This window comes from Pseudomonas sp. SDT291_1_S447 (genome assembly GCF_054070155.1).
On the sequence record NZ_JBSVXS010000004.1, the window covers coordinates 69,956 to 93,786 of the forward strand.

Sequence of the window (23,831 nt, forward strand, 5' to 3'; positions counted from 1 at the left end):
CCCATTCGAGAATTTCCGCTTCACTTACCGGGTAAATGAGCGGGACGATATCGAGGATTACTTCGATGTCGCGTTCCGAAAGTAGGCCGCCGGCTGGTTTAAAAAATCGTCGATGCGCACCTGCAATTGCGTCCAGTCCGGGACGGTCATCAGGGCCAGATCGGGGATCATCAGACCGGTGCAATGGGCAGTGATGAACTCGGCGCGTTCCTTGGCCGTTTTCAGTTTCTTCATCACTTTGGTCGCGCGCAGCACCGGCATTTCCAGGCTCAGCGAGGTCACGGTGCGGCCGGTGACGGCGAGCGGTTGCAGCAATTGCACCTGGTCGGGATCGGCGGATTTTTCCGCATCTTCGACCTGCTCCAGAAAGTACGACGCAGGACGTGTCGACATCTCGTGCACGTACTGGGCGATGCTCACGTAGTCCGGGCGCTTGAGTTGGTCGAGTTCCTTGACCGACAGGCCGGTGGCGAGCAGCGCCAGTTCGAAGAACTGATCGTCTTCATCATCGCCGGCGCGTTCCAGCGCTTCTTTTTGCGCGGCGTAGAACAGTGGTTTGAGCTGGATCGATTCGATCTGCGAACCGTCGTCGCCGGTGATCGGCGACAACAGGTCATGCTGGGGTGGCATCCACGACATGTATGAATTCCTTGGTGATTCTTGAGGGGGTGTCGCTATTCCCTTGTAGGAGTGAGCCTGCTCGCGATAGCGGTCTTTCAAGCACATTGATGTTGCATGTGCTGACCTCATCGCGAGCAGGCTCACTCCTACAGGGTTTTGTGTTGTGCCGAGGGTTACGGCATCAGCACCGCACGCCGCGCATCACCGAGGATGTCGACGCCGTTGAGCACGAATTTCTGGGTGCGCACGTCGATGTCGATCACCGGTACGCCGTTTTCCAGGCGGTTGTAGGTGCGGCAGGACAGTTCCAGATTGGTCTTGGGTTTTTCACCCATTTTCACTGCAGTTTCTTCGAGGGACTTCAACTTGCCGCCGACGGTGTGGTAGGTGAACCAGGTGTTGCCGTCCTGATCCTGACCGGCTTCACGCACGTTCAGCAGGATGTCGTCGCCCAGCTTCACACCGAGTGCAAGCATGACTTCAGCGCCGAGGCCTTGCAGGGTCAGCTTGGCGTTGAGCGCTTTGCCGCCCTTGGCCATTTCTTCGACGATGAAGCGGCCGCCACGCATCTCTTCCACATCGAATTCGATCTTCGGCGGGGTGAACTCTTCAACGGTGGCCGACAACGGCAGGCCTTGCAGGGTGGCCGCGATGGCCTGTCTTACACGGTTGGTAAACATTAGAGAACGTCCTCCAGGAACTGCTCGATGATTTCATCGCGGGCGTTGAGTTGATAAACCATGTGTTCGTTCGGCGCGTAGCGGCCGTAGTCGATGACCACGTACCAGGTGCCGTTCTTGTACTTCTCGACGCTGTTCAGTTCCGGGTGCAGATACACGCTGCCGCCAGGAATGGTTTCGTCGGCGACCAGGGTTTGCAGCCAGTCGTTGATGCGCTTGACCTCTTGATCCATGAAGGACTTGGTGAGGTTCTTGGCCATGGCTTTCTGGCCCGCCTTGACCAGCTTGCGGCTGATCGCATCTTCGAGGCCGACGTAGCTGATGAACTTGCCGGTGATCGAGCGGTTACCCAGCAGCGAGAAGCCGCCAAGCACGGTGCGGGCGTAGTAGCTGACGCCGTAGCGGTTGAGCAGATCGCCTTCAGTGGAAGTGTCGAGGATGTTGTATTCAACGACCCGCGAAACGTCCTCGGCATAGGTCACTTGGTTGCCCGGGCTCTCCCACTGCTTGACCTTGGCCAGCGCGGCAATCGCCAGGCTGGAAGGCGACAGGAAGACGTTTTTCTTCGCCGCTTTCGAGTACACGGCCGGCATGTTGTGCACCACCAGGCACCGGTCGAAACCGAGATCGGCGCCGCCCAGCTCCTGGCTGTACAGCACTTGATCGGCGACCGAGGCATCCTTGCCGTCCAGCACCACTCGGGCCTTGATGCGCTTGCCGAACGAGGCGAACTCGCTGGCCACCGCTTTAGTGCCGGTGAAGCCCGGTGCGCCGATGATGGTCAGGTCTTCCGGGACACTGCCCAGCGCCGCCAGACCCAGTTTGCGGCCGGTCAGTGGATCAACACCGCCGATCACTGCGTTAACGGTGTCGGCCGGGGTCGCGCCCGCTTCGACGATCACCACGTAGACCGGCACCTTGACCACTTTGAGGATCTGGTAAACCGCGTGATACAGAGTGCCCTCTTCGGAACCGGTCGGATCGAGCAGCGCGTGGGTGGTGAAGCTGTTGATGCGGAACGGTGCGTTACGCGGAATCAGCGGATCGGCTTTCGGCGCAGTGCCGACCAGACCGATGACGTTGTCACCCAGGCCACCCATGGCCTCGGGGGATTCAGTGGCATTGACGGTAATGCCGTTGTGCTCGAAGTTCAGAACCTCAGCCATAGTCAGTCAGCCTTCTTGGCGGCGGCCTTTTTGGCCTGGGTGGTTGGGGTTTTCAGTTCCAGTCGACCGGCGAAGTGCAAGGCACTGGCCTCGACGTCGAGCAGATCGAGTTCTTGACCGATGCTCGACCAGTGCCCACCGCCGGTGGGGAATGGGACGAGCACGGTGTAGGTTCGGCGGGTTGCCATTCGGGTTTCTCCAAAGACGAAAAAGCCCCTTGGTTTCAACAAGGGGCTATCAGTTGCTGATCAGCGGGTAAGAAAACGCCCCGTCAGTGCGGGGCGTTTTTATTCAGGCAGGCTAGCGAGCCATTCCGGCGCTGCCGGGCGGTGTTCGCTCAAGGGCAACTCACCGCCCTCCGGCCACAGACGAAGCACATGGCGGTACGTTTGCAACTCGATGTATTGCGCCGGGGTCAGCTGGGTTGGCCAACGGTCCACCTCGTCACGGTGACGGTTGACTACGGGATCAGTGAGCGCGATCTGCTGTTTGCGCCAGTAGCGTTCAATGCTCTCAAGTTCCGCAGGTGTTGGCCCCGGCAGATCAACCAGTACCGGATAGTTATTTTCATTCATGACAATCATCTTGCCGGTAGACAGCCCGTTCAATAACTCGCGCCAGTACTCACGCGAGATTTCAACAGCATCGCTTGGAATTTCTGTATGGATGGCGGGATCGTAAAAACCGCCCGTGGAGGGTGCATAAAACATAGGTTCTTCCTTGTTTGATTAACGACGACTCTAAAACCACTCTCGTGAGTGGTCAGATATGAAAACGCCCCACGGTGTGGGGCGCTTATTGAAGCGCAGTGATCAGTGCGAGCAGTGCCTAGGCCGGCCAACCTACAGCGAGCATTTCATTTTTATAGGTTCCAGCCTCAAAAGCCTGGAGCAGATCAAGTTCGCGATCAAAGCAGGCCTGAACGTGTGACCGGACAGCCTTGGCGATGGCAATGATTTGTTCGGCGCCGATCTCGACGAAGCCGTCGAGGGTCTTGAAGTTACAGCGGTAATCAGGATCAAGTATGGCTGATAGGCCGGTGCTGGCGATCAGAGCCTGGCTGTCGCGGGTTGTTTCGATATTCAAAGCTTCAACGAAGATCGCTGACGTTTCGTGTCGAAAACGTTCGGCAGCAAACAGTGCTGGATAATTCGGCTCAATCTTCGGAAAAGGCGACTTGACCACTTCGCCGTCGACCAACCGCCACACACCGTCTGTCTCGTTGATCGTTCTCAGGAAGAGCTCATCGCTGATCTCAACTGCACCTTCAGGAACATTTTTTCCATGTATTCCGGAGTCGTAACGACCCGAGAGGTTTTGCTGTTCATCAAATACAACCAGTTTTACGCTCACAATAAATCCTCAGGCTTACCAGCCAATAGCGACCCAATAGAACGCTTCAGCCACTCGCGTTCCGGAAAGGAAAGCACCCGCACTAAAACCTGCCTTACCCGGCCCATCAGTCCGAAGCATGACATTTGTATCTCTAGTACCGCCGCCACCGATATAAGCGGTCCCATTGAGGGACACCAACCTCGCAGGAAATGTCATCGGGAACAGAACTGCCAAATCTGCGCCTGTCGTGGTGGTGGCCGTACCCCACTGAATAATCAATCCGCTCGGTAACTGCTGGTAGCCGTTCTGTAACAGCGACGCCGAAAACTCATTGGAGTACTTCAGCGAAGAAACGCCTTCTTCGACGACGTAATAGTTGTCGCCGCACGTTACAACAGCGTTAGAGCCACTCTGGATCGTGATGCTATTGAGCGCCTTGCCAAGGGCAGAAATACTGTCGTTACCTTGACGATTTACAGTGACGTCACCTGTTCCGATATTGATGATGTAGAACTTGGACCCGACCGGGCTGGCGAGCCGCGAAGGCAGTGTCAGAGCTCCCGGCCCGGTGACGACAATCCTGCGCCCGGCCATTGCCGGAGTCAGTGAAGCTGGAAGAGTCTCGATGTTTGTCTGGCCGCTGAAATTCCCCAACGCGCGCTGGACGAACTCTGTGGTGGCGAACGTCTTGCCATTCTCAAATTGTGGTGCGGTTACCCAATGCGGGCCGGACATGATCGGAGAATACTTCAATGCTCCGTCGCCGCCCTCCATCGTCCAGCCCGTGCCATTACTCAAACGCCGAAACGCCGAAACAGTTGATTGCGGCTGAGTAAAGGGGCCAATAGCGCCATTGATAGCAATCAACGTCTGTCCGGCCTTGGCTTTGAACGTAGCTCCATTCAGGCCAGCCAGAACGGTAACGATCGATCCTTGAGGAACGGCACCAGCGTCGGGAAGTGTGATTGTTGAAGCGGATCCACCAGGTGAAACCAGCTTCCCGACATCGCTCACCGCCAAATCAATGCTGCCCGGATAAGTCACCAGATCCGCATAACTACCCAACGCCCGCTGCACAAACTCGGTGGTTGCCAACAATTTGCTATTGTTGAATTGCACCGGAGTGGGCGCTGTCGGACTGTCTAGGAGTGCCGGTGATTTCAGTGGGGCAAAGCCAACGGTAATGTTCTGGAACATCAGCGCCGTGGTGCCGAGCGCAATCGCTCCATCAGTGACCAATTGCCAGATCGTGTCGGACTGGGTTGTGCCCTGCTCGACGGAAACCGTCAGGCCAGAAGTCACTTTCAAGTTGCTGTCAGCATCTTTTGCACGAATCCAGACGTCGTTAGCAACTACGTAGATACCGTTGTCTTTTGCCAAGGTCTGGTTCTTCACCAACACCCTGTCACCGGCAATCACCGCGACACCATCAATAGTTTGCGCTGCGGTCAGAATAATGTTGGTCGTCGTCGCAACACGTACCGATTGTTTGGCATCCAGCTTCGCAAGTTCATCCGCCACGTACCCCGTGACCCACGCACGCGTCGCCTTAACCACCGTGTCATCAATCAACAACGTCACCAGCGACGCATTACTCGTCTCGAAAATCGAACGAATGTAGAACTCTTTACCCGAACCCGACGTGGCCAATACCGGTTTAAACGACTCCGGATATTTGACGATGGCGTAAAGAATCCCGGTATCAGTCCAAAGCCCCGCCTCTCGCACATACCAGCCGCCGACATCCGGCGGAATGGTCACTTCGGCGAGCAGCCAGCTCGGGTTTTTCTCGTCCTGGAACAGCGCATTGAGCGGCCCGCGCCAGACTTCGCGTTTCAGCGCGGTGGCGGTCGCGGCCGGGTTGTAGACCCCGCCCTCGCCGCCGTCACCGACGGAAATCTGCGTCAACTTGATCGGCGTGCCCGCGGCCTTGCACGCCGTTTCGTAGGCAATCCCTGCGTTGGTGAGCAGGGTGTAATAGTCAGCCATTCAGGCCCCCTGAGGATAAATAGTGGATGTTTCGACGGTGTACATACCGGCAGCCATGAACGCCTCTCCCGAGGTTTCCAGCCCTTCGATGAACACCGGATAAACCGTGGTCAGTTCGCCGCAGAACGTCGCAGCGGCGATGACGTGATTGCCGAAAGCGCTCAAGCCGACCGAGACCGTCAGCACATCGCGTTCGCTCTTGGCATCCGCCAGGCGTCGGTCGAGACGGGCGTCGATTTCTTCGCTGTAGGGTTGGTCGCTGAAGGCGCGAACGGAAAAACTGTACGGCGCGCCGGGCGGTGTCTGTTCGTACCAAGCGCGGATTTCCGGGCGTAGTTGCAAACCCTTGGCGGCGTTTTCCAGCGCCTTGCGGGTGCCGGCCTGACGCGCGGTGGGCCAGGCCAGTTCGACGGTCAGGCGTTTTTCCGCTTCCGGTGCGGCGCTGCTCCATTCGGCAACACCGCGATCCGCTGCCAGATACGGCAGAAAGGCGACCGGGGTTTCTGCGGGGTTCATCAGTTCCGGAAACGGCGGTGCGATGCGATCAAGCAAGGCGCCAAAGCCGAGATCCAGACCTCGTTCGAGTGCCGAACTGTTGGCCGGCAACAGCGTCGGGCGCTGAGTTTGTTCACTCATAGCGTCAGCACCTCAACCTCGACCGCCGTGCAATACGGCGCTTGAAACGCCGTCGTCACGATCGGCGCCAGCGGTTCGAGAATCTGCAGTTGCACGGCACCGGCGCTGTGCAGCGTGTAGTCGATCCAGCTCGGATCGACCCGGCCTTCGAGGCGATGGCAACTGTCGGCGTAGGCCTGCAATTGTTGCTGCGCGGCGACTTTGGTCAGGCCCGAATCGGGGCCGGAATTGATTTTGGCGACAACGCGAATCTTGTAGCGCTGAATGTCAGCAGCCTTGACCGTAACAAGGTCCGTTTCCGGTCGTACATCAGGCCGTGCGAAGTGCTGGCGAACGCCGTCAAGCAATGCTGTGGAAGGCGTGCCATCGCCGTCGCGGGACAGCACAGTAACCTGCACTTCGCCCGACGCGGTGCGTCGACCGTTACCATCCTTGACCTGTGCAGCAAGGCCATCCGGGCTGAAGGTGTAAGTGACATTCACCACACCCGCTTCGGTGGATTCGACCTGTACCGTTGGCCGCTCGCCGAGAGTAAAAACCTCACGGCGATACTGCATTCTCGAGCCAGCGGCCGGCGCATGGGGAGCCAGGTAATAACGCAAGCGAGCGTCGTCGTCGCTTTCATAAATCGCCGGCACCGGCGGAAATGCTGCCGGATCGCCGGGATCGAGCAACTGCCGCTCAAGGCCCATGTCCGCCAGCCGCGCATCAAGGTTGCTGCCCGTCGCCCACCACGCCAGCATCTGTTTGATGCGAGCGTTGTATTTGCGCTCGTGGGTTTGCAGGCGCACGCAGAAAGCTTCAAGCGCGAGGGTCAGCAGTTCGCTTTCGTTCTCGAGACTGGTCCTGAGTTTCGCAGCACTGTCCGGCGAACGCGCCCCGACGTATTCGACGACGAAAGTCTTGAACTCAGCGAGCAAGTCTTCGAAGGCTTCAACGGTGATCAGCGCGGGTTCGGCCAATTGGTTCTGGCCGGGGATCAACATGCTCATGTCACGACCTCGAAGGTTTGTTGACGGTTTTTCCAGGTGCCGGCGAAGCGCAACAGCAGACCGGCGCCCTGACGGCTGGCGACGATCACTTGCGGCTGAAAATCGCTGATCCCGTTCTGCGCGTTATAGAACGCCTGCGCCGCATGGCTCTGGGCCAGAAGCAGGACGTCGTCGCCGAGGTTCTGCCCCAGCAGCGAGGGGATCAACGAGCCATACAGGGGCCTTTTTTGCCGGGTGCCGAGCGGCGTAGTCAGGGCCCGGGTCGCGCGCTGCACAAACTGCAGCCAGTCGTCGACCGTGGCCCCGCTGTCTCTATCGATTCCGATCATGGGAGGCTCTTGAATCAGGGGCTGATGACACGGCCCTGGTGATCGACCAATGGGCCGCTGAAATGCACGCCGGAAGCGTCGATAGTCAGGCCGACGGCACCAAGTTGCAGAGTGATCAGTTGTGGTGTCATCGCTAACCGGGCCGGGCCGATGCTCAGCTCCAGCGATTCGCGTGAACCGCTGAAAGCTGCCGGGCCGTTTTGCCAGTGCAGGATGTGGGTGGCGTCGTCATAGCCGCTTTCGCTACCGTCCTGATGCACGCGACGGGTCAGCGTCGGGATCGTAGAGGCTGGTGGAAAACGATCGCTGTTCAGACCGAACAGCGCCACGGATTGCGCACCACTTTCGCCGCTGCCGTAGTTGAACAGCAGACACTGCTCGCCCACCGTCGGAATCCGCGACTCACTCTGCGCGCCAGCGCTGGGGTTGAAGAACTTGATGGCTGGCGTGAGCAAGCCACCGTGACTGACCTGACAGGTGTTGCTCGCAGCGTCGACTGTCTGGCAAATGCCGATACGGCAGAAGCTTTCGGCACGGCGGTGCAGGTCGTCGATTTCCGCTTCCATTTCGGCCAGGCGTTCGATGATCGGACCCAGCTGCATACGCAGTAATGCGTCGAACATCGGTCAGGCCTCCAGCGCGGTGTATTGGTCGGGGTCGTCAATGTTGCTGACTTCCCAGGTACGAGCGAATTTCGGCGTACCCAGCGGGTCGTCGAGCAAGGTCGGACCGAGGTAGAGGGTCTGATCGAACGTCAGGGTCCAGGTCTTGTATGGCTGGTCAGCGCGGACCAGCAGCGACGGCAGGCCATCAATATTCATCGGCAGATCGCATTGATCGCCGGGCAGGTTCCAGCGATTGTCAGTAATCAGGTTTTTCAGCACCGCGATCAGATCGCATGCTGAAAATGCGCTGGCGGCAAGGGCCGGGATGACTTGCAGGGAGACCGTCATGACATGAGCAATTCGCCCGTCAGCGGCACGCACTCCCGGTCCATTGCGGTCGAAGTCGATCAGCACCCAGGCCTGATCGCCCGGTGCAGTGAAATCATCATGATTGCCGACGCTGAGGTTGAGTCCGGTAGTGTTGCGCAGTGTCGTCGCGATGGCTGTAAACAGTTGCGACGGCTGCTGGATCGGTGTGGGCATACATGACCTCCTTTTCAATCGTCCACGCGCAGCCCTGCCGCCAAAATGGCGGCACGGAGAAGTACTGAAGTTAAGGGTGGTCGCGAGGCGGGATGTCGCAGACGCCGATGCGCTTGGCGGCCCAGCGTTCGTACAACCCGATGGCGACGTCGGCGCCGGCCATCGCGGTCAGGCAACCGAATGCGCCAGCCGCCCAGATCGACATGCCAGCGGCATACAGCAGCATGATCGCCGACACGCCGCAGATCATGCAGGCGCCCGAGCGCAGGGCCAGGCGCCGCAGCAATGACCAGCCGCGAGCGCCCTCCTTGTCGGCCCGCCACATTTCGCCGGACACCCCGCCAACGACGGCAAGGAGGATGACCAGCCAGATCGGCATGTCGGCCAGGGCTTGTTGCTCATTTGTCATGTCACGCCTCCGGGGTAGCGTTGAGGAACCAAGAAATTGTGAGCAGACCCGATGCATCGAGGTCATCTCTCTCACGTTTGAGTAAAACCAACGCTCCCCGTCTACAGGCGTTACAAACGCTCGACAATGACGTCATCAATGAAGGCAAAGTTGGCGTACGGGTTCTGCTCGTTGGAAAACGCCAGCGTTGTCTGCGGCGTGGTTGCGGTGAAATCGTAGGTCAGGGTTGCCCATTCAACTGCAACGCCTTTGGCGGTCGGCGTGTTGAAGGTCGCGGTTTGTCCTGCCACTTTCATCTGGATGATGCCGTCGCCCGAGCGACTGGCAAACCGCGAATTGCCCGCACTGAAGGTCACCCGGTATTTGGCGCCCACGGTCGTGGCGAAGTTCTGCTGTATTCCACCGCCGTTGCCGTACACGTAGTTGGCCAAGTCAACGATCATCACGCCATCTGCTGCAACAGAGCCGCCAATCGCATTGGGCATGTTGAAATATTCGGCACCAGACAGAAATGTCGTCCAGCCTGTGATGGCGTTGGCTTTTGCGGGAGTGTCCAGAATGCAGCCTGCGCCGCAGGTTGATTGCTCGAAACTGCCGTTCACCAACAGATTGGCAGCCAGTGCGTTTGTACCTGTGCCGAGCAGTACGAAAGTCGTGAACAGCGCAGCGATTTTATTGTTCAACATGGTTTGTTTTTCATCCCTGATAAATTTCGGAATTGGTTTGGGTCTTCTGGCTCAAGGAACCAGGCTGCACGATGGGTCTGCTTTTACAGCAGACTTGATGCCTCAGTAAGGAGCGACCGGCCACATGATGTTTGCCGGGTAACCCGACTGTTTATCGATGTCGCTGAGAGCGATGCAGTACTGCTTGTGAGCCAGCAGCCGGGCCTGCTCTTCTGCCGTGGCCATGGCCAGATCAACCTTGAACTGCAACGAGTTCATCAACAGCCAGTTGGCGGCCGTATTCAGCAGTTGCCATTTCTGCTGCTCGGCTTCATTTCGCAGCTCTTCCTCGGTCGGTGCAGAGAAGGTCCAGATTCCGTTGAATGTGGCTCCCCACCCCACTCGAACATCCGAGCCGGTGACATCAACCCAGACGGAGGCTGGCGAAGCAGGTGCTTCAGGAGCGATTTCGCTCTCTTTCAGTTGGACCACTCTGTTGTATTCAACCAGTGCATAAAGATTCATGTGCATTCCTTGATGTGTGTTTTTCAATGCATGTCGTGTTTGATCAGGCAGGCATTCCAAAAAGCCCGGCGCTTGCACCCCGGGCTTTTCAGTAATGCGCTCCTTCGCCTTCCTTCAAATCCTGATTTGAAGAAGGAAGCTGACTTTTCGGCGCTACTGGCGCGGTACGAGTCCATTCAAATTGTTTTTCCGACCGCGGTCCCTGCCCGCCGGATAACTGCTACTGGTGCTTTACGCTGCACACCCGGGTCAGTTGCCAACCCTCTGAACCGTTGAGGCCGGTTCATCGCTGCCTGTTCTTGTGGAACTAAAGAGCTTTCTTGCCAGCCGCTTTGTCGAGCGGCTTGGTGGCAAGGATATGCATGTATGCATATCCAGTCAATGCGTAAATGCATTTATTTATGCATTAGAAATGCGCAGATGCATGAAAGCCCCGCAGCTCAAGGGTTTGTCGGTTTCATCAAGGCGAAAAAAAACCCGCCAATGGACGGGTTTATCTGAAAAGGGTCGGGTTAGCGGGCGTACATGCCCCACCAGAAGACGTGACCGAGAATGACGATCTGCTCTTCCTGGATTTCCTGGAAGCTGTAGTCCTCGTCCGGGTGTTCATCGCGATTGAAGCTGCGCAGACGAATGCCGGTAGGCAAGCGGTAGAGTTGCTTCACACGCAACTGGCCATTGTGATTGATTGCGTACAGGTCGCCATCAATGATGTCGCCGATGCCGCACTTGCCGGCGTTGACGCCGACGGTGGCGCCATCACGCAACACCGGCAACATGCTGTTGCCGCGCACCGTCACGCATTTGGCCTGGTCGAACTGCACACCGTTATGACGCAGGCTGCGCTTGCCGAAGCGCAGGCTAGAGCGCTCGCTCTCTTCGATGACGAATCTTCCTGATCCAGCAGCCAATTCAACCTCGCGAAGGAACGGCACCGATACTTCGTCATCATCGACAGGCGTATCGTCGTCCCACAGCATTATGTCCTTGAGTTCCGCGTGCACGTCATCACGCACGGCACCGGCCGACGACGCGACATCCGCGCGCCCGCGTAATTGATCGGTGCTCACGGCGAAGTACTCGGCGATCTTCGAGATATGTTTATCCGAGGGATCGACGATCTTCCCGCTGAGAATCCGCGAGAGAGTGGATTGAGGCACGCCGGTGCGACGGTGGAGCTCCGTGGGGGAGATCCCGTGCTGGTCGAGCAGTGCTCTTAAGACGGAGGCTACGTTGCGTTTTTGCATAACGCGCATAGTGCTTGAAGTTTTTAACGAAGACAAATGCTGAATTGCATAAATAGTGCATAAATCACATTTTTATTGCACATGGCGTTTATCCACCGTTATGCAGGGGCCTGCGGTGGTCAGTGCGTCACCACCTCGAAGCACGAAAACACGGGGCAGGCTCATGTTAGACCCGTGAGCGCTTAGTCTCGCAATACAAGACCATTGCCCTTTCAGATTGCCCGAAGGCTTTTTGAATAATGTGCAGCGGGTACATTACCTTTTCATTCAAAAGCAAGCCGAGGAACTTGGGAAAGGTGGTTTTCATGGGAACACCACGGATACCAGACTGTTTGGTCCGATCAACCATGCTCAGCGAGAGCTTTCGGGATTCACTGCGTTTCACAATGTAGTTTGACAGGGGAAACAAGATATTAGAGACCGGATACGTTAGCCCGGCAATGTGAACAACATCCATGCCTTCTTTACCGAAGACGCTAACCGCCGCCTCCCGACTGTATCGTCGGTAGTGACCAGCTATTTCGTCCTCAATCCCCCAATGGGCAGGAGAACCCGGAACGATAGCAATCAGTGTCCCATCCGCAGTGAGACAATTACGACCGTGGCATATAAAAGAACGCTGTCCCTCATCATCGAAGTGCTCCATGACCATGCATGAAATCACGAGGTCACATGGCTCGGTCGGTGACATCAACCAATCACCCACGACAACATCGTAACTGCCACCGGCAATTTGGTCAGCGAAACGTCTACGCAACGTCTCTGCCGTTGTCGTGGACAAGTCATAAGCTCTGCCGTGCCACCCAAGTGACAGAAGTAGATGAGAGACATGGCCTGCGCCTGCGCCAATCTCAATGAATTTTCCTGGCTTCAACCCAGATAACCGTTCTTTGAGGTACATCAATTGCAGAATCGAGCCGGGTGGTAAAACGTCCATGAGGGTCTCCAGTGCGGATGCCAAGCTTCTCACCACTCGCACACCTCGTCCAGATGGAGTGGTGGAGTCATTGGCTCAATCGGGCAAAATCTTAATCAAGCTATGGCCCACCCAAGCTACGCCGGTATACTTCGAGAATGCTCCGTGCCCAAGATTTTTTCCATTTCGAGTATTCCACAAAATGAAGCTCTCAATAGTATCAACTTTGTATCAATCAGAAGAATACATTGATGAGTTTTACCGAAGATCAAAGATAACGGCGGAGAAGTACGCTGGAACCAGTTACGAAATAATCTTTGTAAATGACGGCTCCCCTGATGACAGCGTAAAAATTGCTATAGAAATAGCAAAAATAGACAAGCACGTCACCGTAATCGATTTATCGCGAAACTTCGGACACCACAAAGCAATGATGACGGGTCTAGCACACTCAAGTGGTGAACATGTATTTTTAGTTGACAGCGACTTGGAAGAGGAGCCTGAATGGCTCAGCACATTTGCTGAAGCCATTCACAGCGACAGTGACCTGGACGTCGTTTACGGAACACAAGGCAACCGAAAAGGCGGTCTAGTTGAAAAAATTTCTGGCAACCTATTCTATCGATTGTTCAGAGCGCTCACAGGCATAGATCAGCCAGACAATATAGTTACAGCACGCCTAATGTCACGTCGATATGTCGATGCGCTGCTTATGCATAAAGAACGCGAACTGAATATTGGTGGAATCTGGGTGATTACCGGATTCAAACAATCGCCGATTGAAATAACAAAACACGCCACAAGCCCCACAACCTATTCACTTCGAAGAAAAATCAGTCATTTGGTTAACGCGGTGACTGCATTCAGCAGTGCCCCTCTGGTATTCACTTTTTACTCAGGACTCATCATCTCGATGACAGCGCTGGCGTTCATACTTTTATTGACACTCCAGTACCTGACACACTCGACAGTTCCCAGTGGTTACACTTCAATAGTTGCCTCGATCTGGCTTTTTTCCGGTTTTATTATATTCTTCCTTGGCATTCAGGGAATCTACATATCAAAAATATTCATGGAAATAAAGCAGCGACCTTATACCATCATAAAGTCCATTCACAAATCAGGGACCGAAAATGCATAGCCACATACCCACGCAAAGCTATGGGATCCTGCTTAAAGAATCCGCAGACAACTTTCTTGACTTGGCTGCGGAACAAGTGCGCTCTTTGGGGTATGCCGTTATCCCTTCAGGGATTAGTGCTGACGCACTCACCAGTTTCCAAATGGACTTTGACTCGAATCACACTCAGTACATCGAAAAATATGGATTGGACACGTTAGCATCTATCGATGAATTAAACACCGTGCGCGCACCGTTAACTCACGGCCCAAAGTCATTCATGCAGATTGCAACAAACGAGAAACTTCTGTCTCTCGTGGGAAAACTAATACTTGGCCAAGTCATATTAAACCAGCAAAACAGCATTATAAATCCACCACAAAAAAACTATAACCAAGGTGCATGGCACAGAGATCTGCCTTATCAACACTTCACATCAAGCAGTCCGATTGCAATCAATGCAATATTTTGTGTCGACAACTTTACAAAGGCTAACGGCGCGACATTTGTTCTACCGGCATCGCACAAATCCAGTAAATTCCCTTCACTGGACTACATAAAGAAAAATGCGATACAAGTGGAAGCAAATGCTGGCGATTTGATTGTTTTGGACTGCATGCTTTTTCATGCCGGAGGTTTCAACTCAACAAATGTCGCACGACGAGGCGTCAACCACGTATACACAATTCCTTTTTTCAAGCAGCAAATAAACTTACCTGACAATGTCGATCCAGACCAACTGTCGGAAGAAGAAAAAAAACTTCTTGGCTTCAGATACAGCGAGCCTAAGACGATATCTGACTTTCTCAATAAAAGACCAAAAATATAACGCCCTCTTCAACCAATTGAAGACAGAGCATTGCACCATTCATATATCCAGCAAATCACTCTACTGCTGAAAGGTCCCACGCCTTTCAGCAAATGCATTCACGCTTCCTTGAAACATCCGGATCCCGGCGATTTGAACACCACCAATTAATACGAAAACCACCTCTTTCGCAGGCGGCTGAAATACCTAAGCGTGAGTTTAAAACCTACCACTCGAAGGTATCAACGCGACATATGCTGTATTGGTGTGCCTCATCGACATGCTTGCACCCTGTATTCTGCCCGTAAGTAGATATCGTGCGTTTACAGCAAGGACTACAGACGAGCCGCTGGTTACAACGCGCAGAAGCTCTGCAAGCATCCTGACGCCACAATGACACGATCTAAACTCCGTCGGCCCAAAGTCAGCATTGGCCTGCTGCCAACAATGCCGAAAAAATCCCTGTAGTATTAGGCAGATGTGAGTTGTCAAATATACAGGCAGAGCTGAATCCCACGTATGACCGATCTTTCAAACCACACTCCAATGATGCAGCAGTACTGGCGCCTGAAGAATCAGCACCCGGACCAGTTGATGTTCTACCGCATGGGCGACTTCTACGAGATCTTCTACGAAGACGCGAAGAAGGCGGCCAAGTTGCTCGACATCACTCTGACCGCGCGCGGACAGTCGGCTGGGCAGGCGATTCCGATGTGTGGCATTCCTTACCACGCGGCGGAAGGCTATCTGGCGAAACTGGTCAAGCTTGGCGAATCGGTGGTGATCTGCGAGCAGGTTGGTGACCCGGCGACCAGCAAAGGCCCGGTTGAGCGTCAGGTCGTGCGCATCCTCACGCCGGGTACGGTCAGTGATGAGGCGCTGCTAGACGAGCGCCGCGACAACTTGATCGCTGCGCTGCTGGGTGATGAGCGTCTGTTCGGTCTGGCCGTGCTGGACATCACCAGCGGCAGTTTCAGCGTGTCGGAAATCAAAGGCTGGGAGAACCTGCTGGCGGAACTGGAGCGGATCAATCCGGTTGAATTGCTGATCCCGGATGACTGGCCAAGGGATCTGCCAGCGGAAAAACGCCGTGGCGTCAGTCGTCGTGCGCCGTGGGATTTTGAGCGTGATTCAGCACTGAAAAGCCTTTGCCAGCAGTTCTCCACGCAAGACCTGAAGGGCTTTGGTTGCGAGAACCTGACCCTGGCCATCGGCGCTGCCGGTTGCCTGTTGGCGTACGCCAAGGAAACCCAGCGCACCGCCCTGCCCCACCTGCGCAGCCTGCGCCATGAACGCCTCGACGACACCGTAGTGCTGGACGGCGCCAGCCGCCGCAACCTGGAACTGGACACCAACCTGGCCGGTGGCCGCGACAACACCCTGCAATCGGTGGTCGATCGCTGCCAGACCGCTATGGGCAGCCGTTTGCTGACTCGCTGGCTGAATCGCCCGTTGCGTGATCTGACGGTATTGCTGGCGCGCCAGACCTCAATCACTTGCCTGCTCGATCGCTATCGTTTCGAAAAGCTGCAACCGCAGCTCAAGGAAATCGGCGACATTGAGCGAATTCTCGCGCGGATCGGCCTGCGCAACGCGCGTCCTCGTGACCTTGCACGGCTGCGCGACGCCCTTGGCGCATTGCCTGAACTGCAAGTGGCAATGACCGATCTGGAAGCGCCGCACCTGCAAGGTCTGGCGACCACCACCAGCACTTACCCGGAATTGGCGGCGTTGCTGGAAAAAGCCATCATCGACAACCCGCCAGCGGTGATCCGTGACGGCGGCGTGTTGAAAACCGGTTACGACAGTGAACTCGACGAGCTGCAATCGCTGAGCGAGAACGCCGGCCAGTTCCTCATCGATCTCGAAGCCCGCGAGAAGGCCCGTACCGGTCTGAGCCATCTGAAAGTCGGCTACAACCGCATTCACGGCTACTTCATCGAGCTGCCGAGCAAGCAGGCTGAATCGGCGCCAGCGGATTACATCCGCCGCCAGACGCTGAAAGGCGCCGAACGCTTCATCACGCCTGAGCTGAAAGAGTTCGAAGACAAGGCCCTCTCTGCCAAGAGCCGTGCCTTGGCGCGCGAGAAGATGCTCTACGAAGCGCTGCTGGAAGACCTGATCAGCCAGTTGCCACCGCTGCAGGACACCGCCGGTGCGCTGGCCGAACTCGACGTGTTGAGCAACCTCGCCGAGCGTGCGCTGAACCTCGACCTGAACTGCCCGCGCTTCGTCAGCGAGCCGTGCATGCGTATCACCCAGGGTCGTCACCCGGTGGTCGAGCAAGTGCTGACCACGCCGTTCGTGGCCAACGACCTGAGCCTCGATGACAACACGCGCATGCTGGTGATCACCGGTCCGAACATGGGTGGTAAATCCACCTACATGCGCCAAACCGCACTGATCGTGCTGCTGGCGCATATCGGCAGCTTCGTACCGGCGGCCAGTTGCGAACTGTCGCTTGTGGACCGTATCTTCACCCGCATTGGCTCCAGCGATGACCTCGCGGGCGGCCGTTCGACCTTTATGGTCGAAATGAGCGAAACCGCCAACATCCTGCACAACGCCACCGAGCGCAGCCTGGTGTTGATGGACGAAGTTGGCCGTGGCACCAGCACCTTCGACGGGCTGTCGCTGGCATGGGCGGCGGCGGAGCGTCTGGCTCATTTGCGCGCCTATACGCTGTTCGCTACGCACTACTTCGAACTGACCGTGTTGCCCGAAGCCGAGCCATTGGTGGCCAACGTCCACTTGAACGCCACCGAGCACAACGAACGCATCGTGTTCCTGCACCACGTGCTGCCCGGCCCGGCCAGCCAGAGCTATGGCCTGGCAGTGGCGCAATTGGCCGGTGTGCCGAGCGAAGTGATCGTGCGTGCCCGCGAGCACCTGAGCCGACTGGAAGAAACCGCTTTGCCGCATGAAGCGCCGAAACCTGCGGCCAAGGGCAAACCGGCGACGCCACAGCAAAGCGACATGTTCGCCAGCCTGCCGCATCCGGTACTCGATGAGCTGGCTAAACTGGATCTGGATGACCTGACTCCGCGTCGTGCGCTCGAAATGCTCTATGCACTGAAGAACCGGATATAAGCACTGAAGAAGCGGATATAACGCAAACGGCTTCAAGCTGTTAGAATCTCGCGCGGTTTGGGATGCTGCTGGCTAATAGCCTGGCCAGCAGGTATCGCTCCCGAACCTGGCGACCCCAACCGTGAAGGGGCAACGCTGCCGCCGCCTGAGGAGAAAATTAGAAATGACCTTCGTCGTCACCGACAACTGCATCAAGTGCAAGTACACCGACTGCGTAGAAGTCTGTCCGGTGGACTGCTTTTACGAAGGCCCGAATTTCCTGGTGATTCACCCGGATGAGTGCATCGACTGCGCCCTGTGCGAACCGGAATGCCCGGCTGTAGCCATCTTCTCCGAGGACGAAGTTCCGGAAGAGATGCAGGAGTTCATTCAACTCAACGTTGAGCTGGCTGAAATCTGGCCAAACATCACCGAGAAGAAAGAATCGCTGCCGGATGCCGAAGAGTGGGATGGCGTCAAAGGCAAGATCAAAGACCTCGAACGCTGATCTGCCCCGCGCTCGAATGAAAAGGCCCCTTGCGGGCCTTTTTGCTTTTTTGCAGGCAAAAAAAAGGGGCGGTATGACCCGCCCACATTTTTTCCCTATTCCCTGTATTCCTTTTCATCGTCCTGATGAATCGCGTCCTGCGATGTCCATTCCCCTCATCCTTGAAGGGCGTGTCTGTCCGTCGACACAACCCAGATACTAAAGAGTTCCCTGCCAAGAGCAATCGGCTCCAGGGACCAAAAACAGCTGTAATAAGCACTTCACATTAAAAAATAAATATACAAATCAACAAGTTAAATGCTTACGCCGAAAGCGATCGACGTCTACCGTACTGTAAAAATAGTGAACACTTACGAAAGAGTAAGCCAAGGCTTACACCGCGAGACTACAAACGATGGAATTGCCAACCGTACGTCCGGCAATAAACAGGGATGTGGGATAGCCAACAAATCCGGGTCAACAAAAAGCCCCGAACCAGTCGGGGCTTTTTGCGGGCGGGCGTGTGAGGCGCTTACTGAAACAGCGACTCGCTCGACAGGCCATTCTTCTCGAGGATTTCACGAAGGCGTTTGAGGCCTTCTACCTGGATCTGCCGTACCCGTTCCCGGGTCAGACCGATCTCCAGGCCTACGTCTTCCAGCGTGCTGCTCTCGTGACCGCGCAGGCCGAAGCGACGCACAACCACCTCGCGCTGCTTGTCGGTCAGCTCCGACAGCCATTGATCGATGCTCTGCGACAGGTCGTCATCCTGCAGCAGTTCGCATGGATCGGTCGGACGATCATCGGTAAGGGTGTCCAGCAGGGTTTTATCCGAATCCGGACCCAGCGAGACGTCGACCGAAGAAACCCGTTCATTCAGGCCCAGCATGCGCTTGACCTCGCCCACCGGTTTTTCCAGCAGGTTGGCGATTTCTTCGGGTGAAGGTTCGTGGTCGAGCTTTTGCGTCAGCTCCCGTGCAGCCCGCAGGTACACGTTGAGTTCCTTGACCACATGGATCGGCAACCGGATGGTCCGGGTCTGATTCATGATCGCGCGCTCGATGGTCTGACGAATCCACCAGGTCGCGTAGGTCGAGAAGCGGAAGCCGCGCTCGGGATCGAACTTTTCCACCGCGCGGATCAGTCCGAGGTTGCCCTCTTCGATCAGATCCAGCAGCGACAGCCCCCGATTGACGTAACGCCGGGCGATTTTGACCACCAGCCGCAGGTTACTTTCAATCATGCGCTTGCGCCCGGCCGGATCGCCACTTTGCGACAGTCGCGCAAAATGAACTTCTTCCTCCGGGGAGAGCAATGGGGAAAAGCCGATTTCGTTGAGATACAACTGCGTGGCATCAAGTGCCCGCGTGTAGTCGATGTACTTATGTTGTTTAAGTGAAGCGGAGTGTTTGGATTTGGAACGAACGGAAGGTGGAGCAGCCCCTTCATCATTCGACATCGAAGATTCCGAATCGATGCCGGTCTCCATAAGGAGAACCTCATCGTCGATGTCAAACTCCGGCACTTCTTTACTGAGAGCCATTGTTATAGTCCTTTGGTGAGTTCGACCCCAAGCTCAAGCGACGCCTTTATCCTTGGCAGCGCTGGAGCCTGTCCCCTCTACGCGACGGAACAGGCTGGCTTACAAATCAACGTCTTGGCAGGAACTGCAGCGGATCTACAGGTTTACCTTGGCGGCGAATCTCAAAATGCAGTTTCACCCGGTCCGTACCCGTTGACCCCATTTCGGCAATTGTCTGTCCGACCTTGACCTGCTGTCCCTCCCGAACCAACAGCCTGCGGTTATGGCCGTAGGCACTGACGTAGGTTTCGCTGTGTTTGATGATGACTAATTCGCCGTAGCCCCTTAAGCCACTCCCGGCGTATACCACCGTCCCATCAGACGCAGCTAAAACAGGCTGTCCCAAATCCCCGGCGATATCAATTCCTTTATTCAAACTACCGTTTGAAGAGAATTTTCCAATCAGAATGCCATTAGATGGCCACCCCCAGCCGGTCGGGGCCGGGCCTGCCGGAGGCAGTGGCGCAGGTGCCGGTTTGTTCGCGACGGACGGTACAGCCCCCGTAGAACCGGTGGTTGTAGTGGTCGTCGTGCCATTTGCCTGGCGCCGGATTACCGTGGTTTTGCTCGACGAAGAAGGCGAAGAACTGCTGTTGCTCACCACCGCCGTCGGCGTTGAACCGGTACGGCCATCGAAGCGAATTGTCTGACCTGGATGGATCGTATACGGCGTAGGAATATTGTTCCGGGCCGCGAGGGCTTTGTAGTCCCAACCATAGCGAAACGCGATCGAAAACATCGTATCGCCGGGACGGACTACATATTGTCCGGTTGTCACGGTAGGACGCTGGGCCACCGCGTTGTTGCGATCAACTACCCGGACATTGCTCGATTTGGTGCTGGAGCAACCGACCAGCAAGGTGCTCAAGACAAGGCCAGTCACCAGGCGCTGAAAGCTCGTGTTACCCATACGCTGCGCAATGACTGTGAGACTCACCCGCCGCTCCCTTTGTGGTGGCTGAAAAATGTGAAATGCCGAATTCCGGCATGAGGTGTCGCCAGTATAACGGGCCGGATCGGCTTTACCTTTAATGAAGCGAAATCGCTTCGCGCACACGTTTGCAAGTGGACAGTCTGCTGCGTTTAAACCATCACCGCCGATGTAAGACACAAGCGAACGAAAGGAATTCAGCACCCTTGAACAAATGCTCAGGCCAGCGGCCCGTTGAGCAAAGGCACGAAACGCACTGCACCCAAAACATGGCGGGAGAAGCCGTTTTCTTCACGCACGATCAGCATCAATTGCTGCACCTCTCCAGAGCCGACCGGAATCACCATGCGCCCGCCCGGAGCCAACTGATCAAGCAAGGCTTGCGGTACATCCGTGGCCACGGCGGTCACGATAATGCCGTTGTAGGGTGCCAGCGCCGGCCAGCCTTCCCAGCCATCCCCCCAACGAAACACCACGTTGCGCAGATTCAACTCGACCAGGCGTTCCTTGGCGCGATCCTGCAGCACCTTGATCCGCTCGACCGAGAACACTCGCTCGACCAGTTGCGACAACACGGCTGTCTGGTAACCGGAGCCGGTGCCGATCTCCAGCACCTTATCCAGCGGCCCAGCCTCCAACAGCAGCTCGCTCATGCGTGCCACCATATAAGGCTGGGAAATCGTCTGGTTATTGCCGATCGGCAGCGCCGTGTCTTCGTAAGCGCGATGGGCAAGCGCTTCATCGACGAACAGGTGACGCGGTGTACGCCGAATCACTTCCAGCACCTTGGCGTTGGACACACCTTCTTCGTAGAGGCGCTGGATCAGACGCTCACGGGTGCGCTGAGACGTCATGCCGATACCGCTGCGCAGCCTGTCTTCGTGTTCACGGGCCATCAGCGCAGTCCCTCCAGCCAGCCATCGAGACTTCTGAACGCATCGTTAAAGGTGCGATCGAGCTGCAACGGGGTGATGGAAACGTAGCCCTGCATCACCGCATGGAAGTCCGTGCCCGGGCCGCCGTCTTCGGCGTCGCCGGCTGCAGCAATCCAGTAACCGGCCTTGCCACGCGGATCGACCACTTTCATCGGCGCTGCCGCTCTGGCGCGGTGGCCGAGGCGGGTCAACTGAATACCGCGAATACGGTCGATCGGCAGATTGGGAATGTTCACGTTGAGCACCGTGCGCGGCGGCAGATCCAGCCCGGCGTGGGCCTCGACCAGTTTGCGCGCAAAGTATGCCGCTGTCGGCAGATTATCCACCTGACGCGAGACCAGCGAAAAAGCGAACGACGGGCGCTCGAGAAACCGTCCCTCAAGGGCGGCCGCCACTGTCCCGGAATACAGCACATCATCGCCCAGGTTGGCGCCGAGATTGATCCCGGACACCACCATGTCCGCTTCACGCTCAAGCAAGCCGTTGAGGCCCAGATGAACGCAATCGGTCGGCGTGCCATTGAGGCTGATAAAGCCGTTGGCCAGGTATTGCGGGTGCAGCGGACGGTCGAGCGTCAGCGAACTGCTGGCGCCGCTCTTGTCCTGCTCCGGGGCGATAACCACGCACTCGGTGTAATCCGCCAGCGCAGCATAAAGCGCGGCGAGACCGGGTGCGGTTACCCCATCGTCGTTAGAAATCAGAATACGCATGGGCTGTCCGTCTGCCCCACCGGCACCAGATCAACGAGTTCGCGCACCAATACGGTGGCGAAGCATCCGGCCGGGAGGACGAATTCCAGTTGCAGAATGTCAGGCTGGGGATAATGCCACGTCAACCCGCCAATGGGCAGCCGCAGGATGCGACGTTCGTGGCTCATGCCGGCATGAACCAACCAATCGCGCAGCTCCGCCTCGCGTGCGGCGATCCCCTGCTCCAGATCATGGACAGCGCCTGCGGTCGGCGAGTCACCTTCACCCCACTGCGGACCGGTCGGATGCAGGTCAAGAATCGCCAGACGCGGGTCGCTGCACTCGGCCTCACCGGCCGGAAAAAAACTGCGACTGTCGGTGAAGGCCAGCAGATCGCCGACCTGGGCTTTTTGCCAGGTACCATCGGCAACCCGGGCGGCGAGCACCTTGTTGAACAGGAAGCTGCGCGCGGTCGAGAGCAAGCGCGAACGCACATTACGTTGCTCCGGCAAAGCTTTGCGTGCGGCCCACGCACGCGCATCAACGACGTTGCCGCCGTCATGACCGAAACGCTGGGCGCCGAAATAATTGGGGATGCCTTGTTTGGCGATCAGTTGCAGACGCTCTTCGATTGCAGCTTTGTCGCCGGCGAATTGGGTCAGGCGCAGCGTGAAACCGTTGGCCGAATGCGCGCCGCGTTGCAGTTTGCGTTTATGGCGGCTGGTCTTGAGAACCTTCAGCGTGTCGTTTTCCGCCGCCGAAAGATCCGGATCTGCCTTGCCCGGCAATTGCACGCTGAACCACTGGCGGGTCAGCGCCTGACGATCCTTGAGACCGGCGTAGCTGACGGTGCGCAACGGCACCCCGGCTGCCTTGGCGATACGCCGTGCGGCCTCTTCAGTGTTGAGGCCGCGTTTTTCCACCCAGATCCACAGGTGCTCGCCGTCGCCGCTGAACGGGATGTCGAGGACTTCATCCACCTGAAAATCTTCAGCGATGGCTTTCAGTACCGCAGTGCCGAGAGGTTCGCCATAGGCCCGCGGGCCGAGCAATTGCAGTTCATTCATGCGCGCAGCAACAAGGCAACGGAGTGCACGGCAATGCCTTCTTCGCGACCGACAAAGCCGAGCTTTTCGGTGGTGGTAGCTTTCACGTTCACTTGATCCAACTCAACTTGTAGATCCGCCGCGATCAACGCGCGCATCGATTCGATATGCGGGGCCATTTTCGGCGCCTGGGCAACGATGGTGTTATCGACGTTGCCGACTTTCCAGCCTTTGGCATGGATCAACGCGACCACATGACGCAGCAGCGCACGGCTGTCGGCGCCCTTGAATTGCGGGTCGGTGTCCGGGAAGTGTTTGCCGATATCACCCAGCGCCGCAGCGCCGAGCAAGGCATCGCTCAAGGCGTGCAGCAGGACGTCACCGTCGGAATGAGCGAGCAGCCCGAAGCTGTGTGCAATGCGCACGCCGCCCAGAGTAATGAAATCGCCTTCAGCGAAACGGTGCACATCATAGCCGTGGCCAATACGCATAAAAAAAACGCCCCG

General features: G+C 56.8%; 27 protein-coding genes. 4 read left to right on the plus strand and 23 right to left on the minus strand.

The window, feature by feature from the left end; all coding sequences use genetic code 11:
- Window positions 1–57: 57 nt before the first annotated feature.
- The 17 genes from ACW9IR_RS02835 to ACW9IR_RS02915 all read right to left on the minus strand — a co-directional run bounded on the left by ACW9IR_RS02835 (window position 58) and on the right by ACW9IR_RS02915 (window position 12,679).
- On the minus strand, window positions 58–639 hold the full coding sequence (locus ACW9IR_RS02835) for a phage tail assembly protein (protein WP_186612519.1): 582 nt from the start codon (window positions 637–639) through the stop codon (window positions 58–60).
- A gap of 155 nt (window positions 640–794) precedes the next feature.
- The gene (locus ACW9IR_RS02840; protein ID WP_016985055.1) at window positions 795–1,301 is read right to left on the minus strand and encodes a phage major tail tube protein; all 507 of its coding nucleotides are present in this window, start codon (window positions 1,299–1,301) and stop codon (window positions 795–797) included.
- Window positions 1,301–2,467 carry a phage tail sheath protein gene (locus tag ACW9IR_RS02845; protein ID WP_064120771.1) on the minus strand — a complete coding sequence of 389 codons (1,167 nt, stop codon included), beginning with the start codon at window positions 2,465–2,467 and terminating at the stop codon, window positions 1,301–1,303. Before ACW9IR_RS02845 ends, ACW9IR_RS02840 begins: the two co-directional genes overlap by 1 nt.
- A 2-nt stretch (window positions 2,468–2,469) precedes the next feature.
- Window positions 2,470–2,655, minus strand: coding sequence for a hypothetical protein (locus ACW9IR_RS02850; protein ID WP_457461541.1), 186 nt, complete (start codon window positions 2,653–2,655; stop codon window positions 2,470–2,472).
- 99 nt (window positions 2,656–2,754) lie between these two features.
- Window positions 2,755–3,177 carry a phage tail protein gene (locus tag ACW9IR_RS02855; protein ID WP_150706093.1) on the minus strand — a complete coding sequence of 141 codons (423 nt, stop codon included), beginning with the start codon at window positions 3,175–3,177 and terminating at the stop codon, window positions 2,755–2,757.
- Between the two features lie 118 nt (window positions 3,178–3,295).
- The gene (locus ACW9IR_RS02860; RefSeq protein WP_224796876.1) at window positions 3,296–3,820 is read right to left on the minus strand and encodes a DUF4376 domain-containing protein; all 525 of its coding nucleotides are present in this window, start codon (window positions 3,818–3,820) and stop codon (window positions 3,296–3,298) included.
- A 15-nt stretch (window positions 3,821–3,835) separates the two neighbouring features.
- A complete protein-coding gene (locus ACW9IR_RS02865) occupies window positions 3,836–5,791 on the minus strand; it encodes a phage tail-collar fiber domain-containing protein (protein ID WP_258380128.1) in 1,956 nt (651 codons plus the stop codon).
- Window positions 5,792–6,427 carry a phage tail protein I gene (locus tag ACW9IR_RS02870; RefSeq protein ID WP_095112494.1) on the minus strand — a complete coding sequence of 212 codons (636 nt, stop codon included), beginning with the start codon at window positions 6,425–6,427 and terminating at the stop codon, window positions 5,792–5,794.
- Window positions 6,424–7,419, minus strand: coding sequence for a baseplate J/gp47 family protein (locus ACW9IR_RS02875; protein ID WP_102902627.1), 996 nt, complete (start codon window positions 7,417–7,419; stop codon window positions 6,424–6,426). The genes ACW9IR_RS02870 and ACW9IR_RS02875 overlap by 4 nt, the downstream gene beginning before the upstream one ends.
- Window positions 7,416–7,748: a phage baseplate protein gene (locus ACW9IR_RS02880; protein WP_007908814.1), complete on the minus strand. Its 333-nt coding sequence runs from the start codon at window positions 7,746–7,748 to the stop codon at window positions 7,416–7,418. The genes ACW9IR_RS02875 and ACW9IR_RS02880 overlap by 4 nt, the downstream gene beginning before the upstream one ends.
- A gap of 14 nt (window positions 7,749–7,762) precedes the next feature.
- Window positions 7,763–8,371 carry a phage baseplate assembly protein V gene (locus tag ACW9IR_RS02885; RefSeq protein ID WP_110720151.1) on the minus strand — a complete coding sequence of 203 codons (609 nt, stop codon included), beginning with the start codon at window positions 8,369–8,371 and terminating at the stop codon, window positions 7,763–7,765.
- A gap of 3 nt (window positions 8,372–8,374) precedes the next feature.
- Window positions 8,375–8,896, minus strand: coding sequence for a hypothetical protein (locus tag ACW9IR_RS02890; protein ID WP_102902625.1), 522 nt, complete (start codon window positions 8,894–8,896; stop codon window positions 8,375–8,377).
- Window positions 8,897–8,966: 70 nt separating this feature from the next.
- Window positions 8,967–9,305 carry a phage holin family protein gene (locus ACW9IR_RS02895; RefSeq protein WP_102902624.1) on the minus strand — a complete coding sequence of 113 codons (339 nt, stop codon included), beginning with the start codon at window positions 9,303–9,305 and terminating at the stop codon, window positions 8,967–8,969.
- 110 nt (window positions 9,306–9,415) lie between these two features.
- Window positions 9,416–9,991, minus strand: coding sequence for a DUF642 domain-containing protein (locus ACW9IR_RS02900; protein ID WP_102902623.1), 576 nt, complete (start codon window positions 9,989–9,991; stop codon window positions 9,416–9,418).
- 102 nt (window positions 9,992–10,093) lie between these two features.
- Complete coding sequence (locus ACW9IR_RS02905; RefSeq protein WP_102902622.1) at window positions 10,094–10,495, minus strand: tail fiber assembly protein; 402 nt, start codon at window positions 10,493–10,495, stop codon at window positions 10,094–10,096.
- 512 nt (window positions 10,496–11,007) lie between these two features.
- A complete protein-coding gene (locus ACW9IR_RS02910; RefSeq protein ID WP_095119276.1) occupies window positions 11,008–11,742 on the minus strand; it encodes an XRE family transcriptional regulator in 735 nt (244 codons plus the stop codon).
- A gap of 166 nt (window positions 11,743–11,908) precedes the next feature.
- Window positions 11,909–12,679, minus strand: coding sequence for a class I SAM-dependent methyltransferase (locus tag ACW9IR_RS02915; protein WP_457461547.1), 771 nt, complete (start codon window positions 12,677–12,679; stop codon window positions 11,909–11,911).
- On the opposite strand from ACW9IR_RS02915, the gene ACW9IR_RS02920 reads away from it, so the two are divergent.
- The 4 genes from ACW9IR_RS02920 to fdxA all read left to right on the plus strand — a co-directional run bounded on the left by ACW9IR_RS02920 (window position 12,678) and on the right by fdxA (window position 18,163).
- Complete coding sequence (locus ACW9IR_RS02920) at window positions 12,678–13,799, plus strand: glycosyltransferase family 2 protein (protein ID WP_258014290.1); 1,122 nt, start codon at window positions 12,678–12,680, stop codon at window positions 13,797–13,799. The two genes, ACW9IR_RS02915 and ACW9IR_RS02920, sit on opposite strands and share 2 nt — an antisense overlap.
- The gene (locus tag ACW9IR_RS02925) at window positions 13,792–14,607 is read left to right on the plus strand and encodes a phytanoyl-CoA dioxygenase family protein (RefSeq protein WP_102902619.1); all 816 of its coding nucleotides are present in this window, start codon (window positions 13,792–13,794) and stop codon (window positions 14,605–14,607) included. Before ACW9IR_RS02920 ends, ACW9IR_RS02925 begins: the two co-directional genes overlap by 8 nt.
- A 498-nt stretch (window positions 14,608–15,105) precedes the next feature.
- On the plus strand, window positions 15,106–17,676 hold the full coding sequence (gene mutS / locus ACW9IR_RS02930) for a DNA mismatch repair protein MutS (protein WP_457461549.1): 2,571 nt from the start codon (window positions 15,106–15,108) through the stop codon (window positions 17,674–17,676).
- Window positions 17,677–17,839: 163 nt separating this feature from the next.
- Entirely contained in the window at window positions 17,840–18,163 is a 324-nt protein-coding gene (gene fdxA / locus ACW9IR_RS02935; RefSeq protein WP_007908827.1) for a ferredoxin FdxA, read from the plus strand.
- 511 nt (window positions 18,164–18,674) lie between these two features.
- Here the strand turns inward: fdxA and rpoS are convergent.
- From rpoS to ispF, 6 genes are all read right to left on the minus strand, one after another.
- Window positions 18,675–19,685, minus strand: a complete 1,011-nt coding sequence (rpoS, locus tag ACW9IR_RS02940; protein WP_038357938.1) for an RNA polymerase sigma factor RpoS — start codon at window positions 19,683–19,685, stop codon at window positions 18,675–18,677.
- A 106-nt stretch (window positions 19,686–19,791) separates the two neighbouring features.
- Window positions 19,792–20,661, minus strand: coding sequence for a peptidoglycan DD-metalloendopeptidase family protein (locus tag ACW9IR_RS02945; RefSeq protein ID WP_095119278.1), 870 nt, complete (start codon window positions 20,659–20,661; stop codon window positions 19,792–19,794).
- 212 nt (window positions 20,662–20,873) lie between these two features.
- The gene (locus ACW9IR_RS02950; RefSeq protein ID WP_172828219.1) at window positions 20,874–21,509 is read right to left on the minus strand and encodes a protein-L-isoaspartate(D-aspartate) O-methyltransferase; all 636 of its coding nucleotides are present in this window, start codon (window positions 21,507–21,509) and stop codon (window positions 20,874–20,876) included.
- A gap of 41 nt (window positions 21,510–21,550) precedes the next feature.
- Window positions 21,551–22,300 carry a 5'/3'-nucleotidase SurE gene (gene surE / locus ACW9IR_RS02955; protein WP_457461551.1) on the minus strand — a complete coding sequence of 250 codons (750 nt, stop codon included), beginning with the start codon at window positions 22,298–22,300 and terminating at the stop codon, window positions 21,551–21,553.
- Window positions 22,288–23,346, minus strand: a complete 1,059-nt coding sequence (gene truD / locus ACW9IR_RS02960) for a tRNA pseudouridine(13) synthase TruD (RefSeq protein ID WP_457461553.1) — start codon at window positions 23,344–23,346, stop codon at window positions 22,288–22,290. The genes surE and truD overlap by 13 nt, the downstream gene beginning before the upstream one ends.
- Window positions 23,343–23,816, minus strand: a complete 474-nt coding sequence (gene ispF / locus ACW9IR_RS02965; protein WP_034149878.1) for a 2-C-methyl-D-erythritol 2,4-cyclodiphosphate synthase — start codon at window positions 23,814–23,816, stop codon at window positions 23,343–23,345. Before ispF ends, truD begins: the two co-directional genes overlap by 4 nt.
- Window positions 23,817–23,831 lie beyond the last annotated feature (15 nt).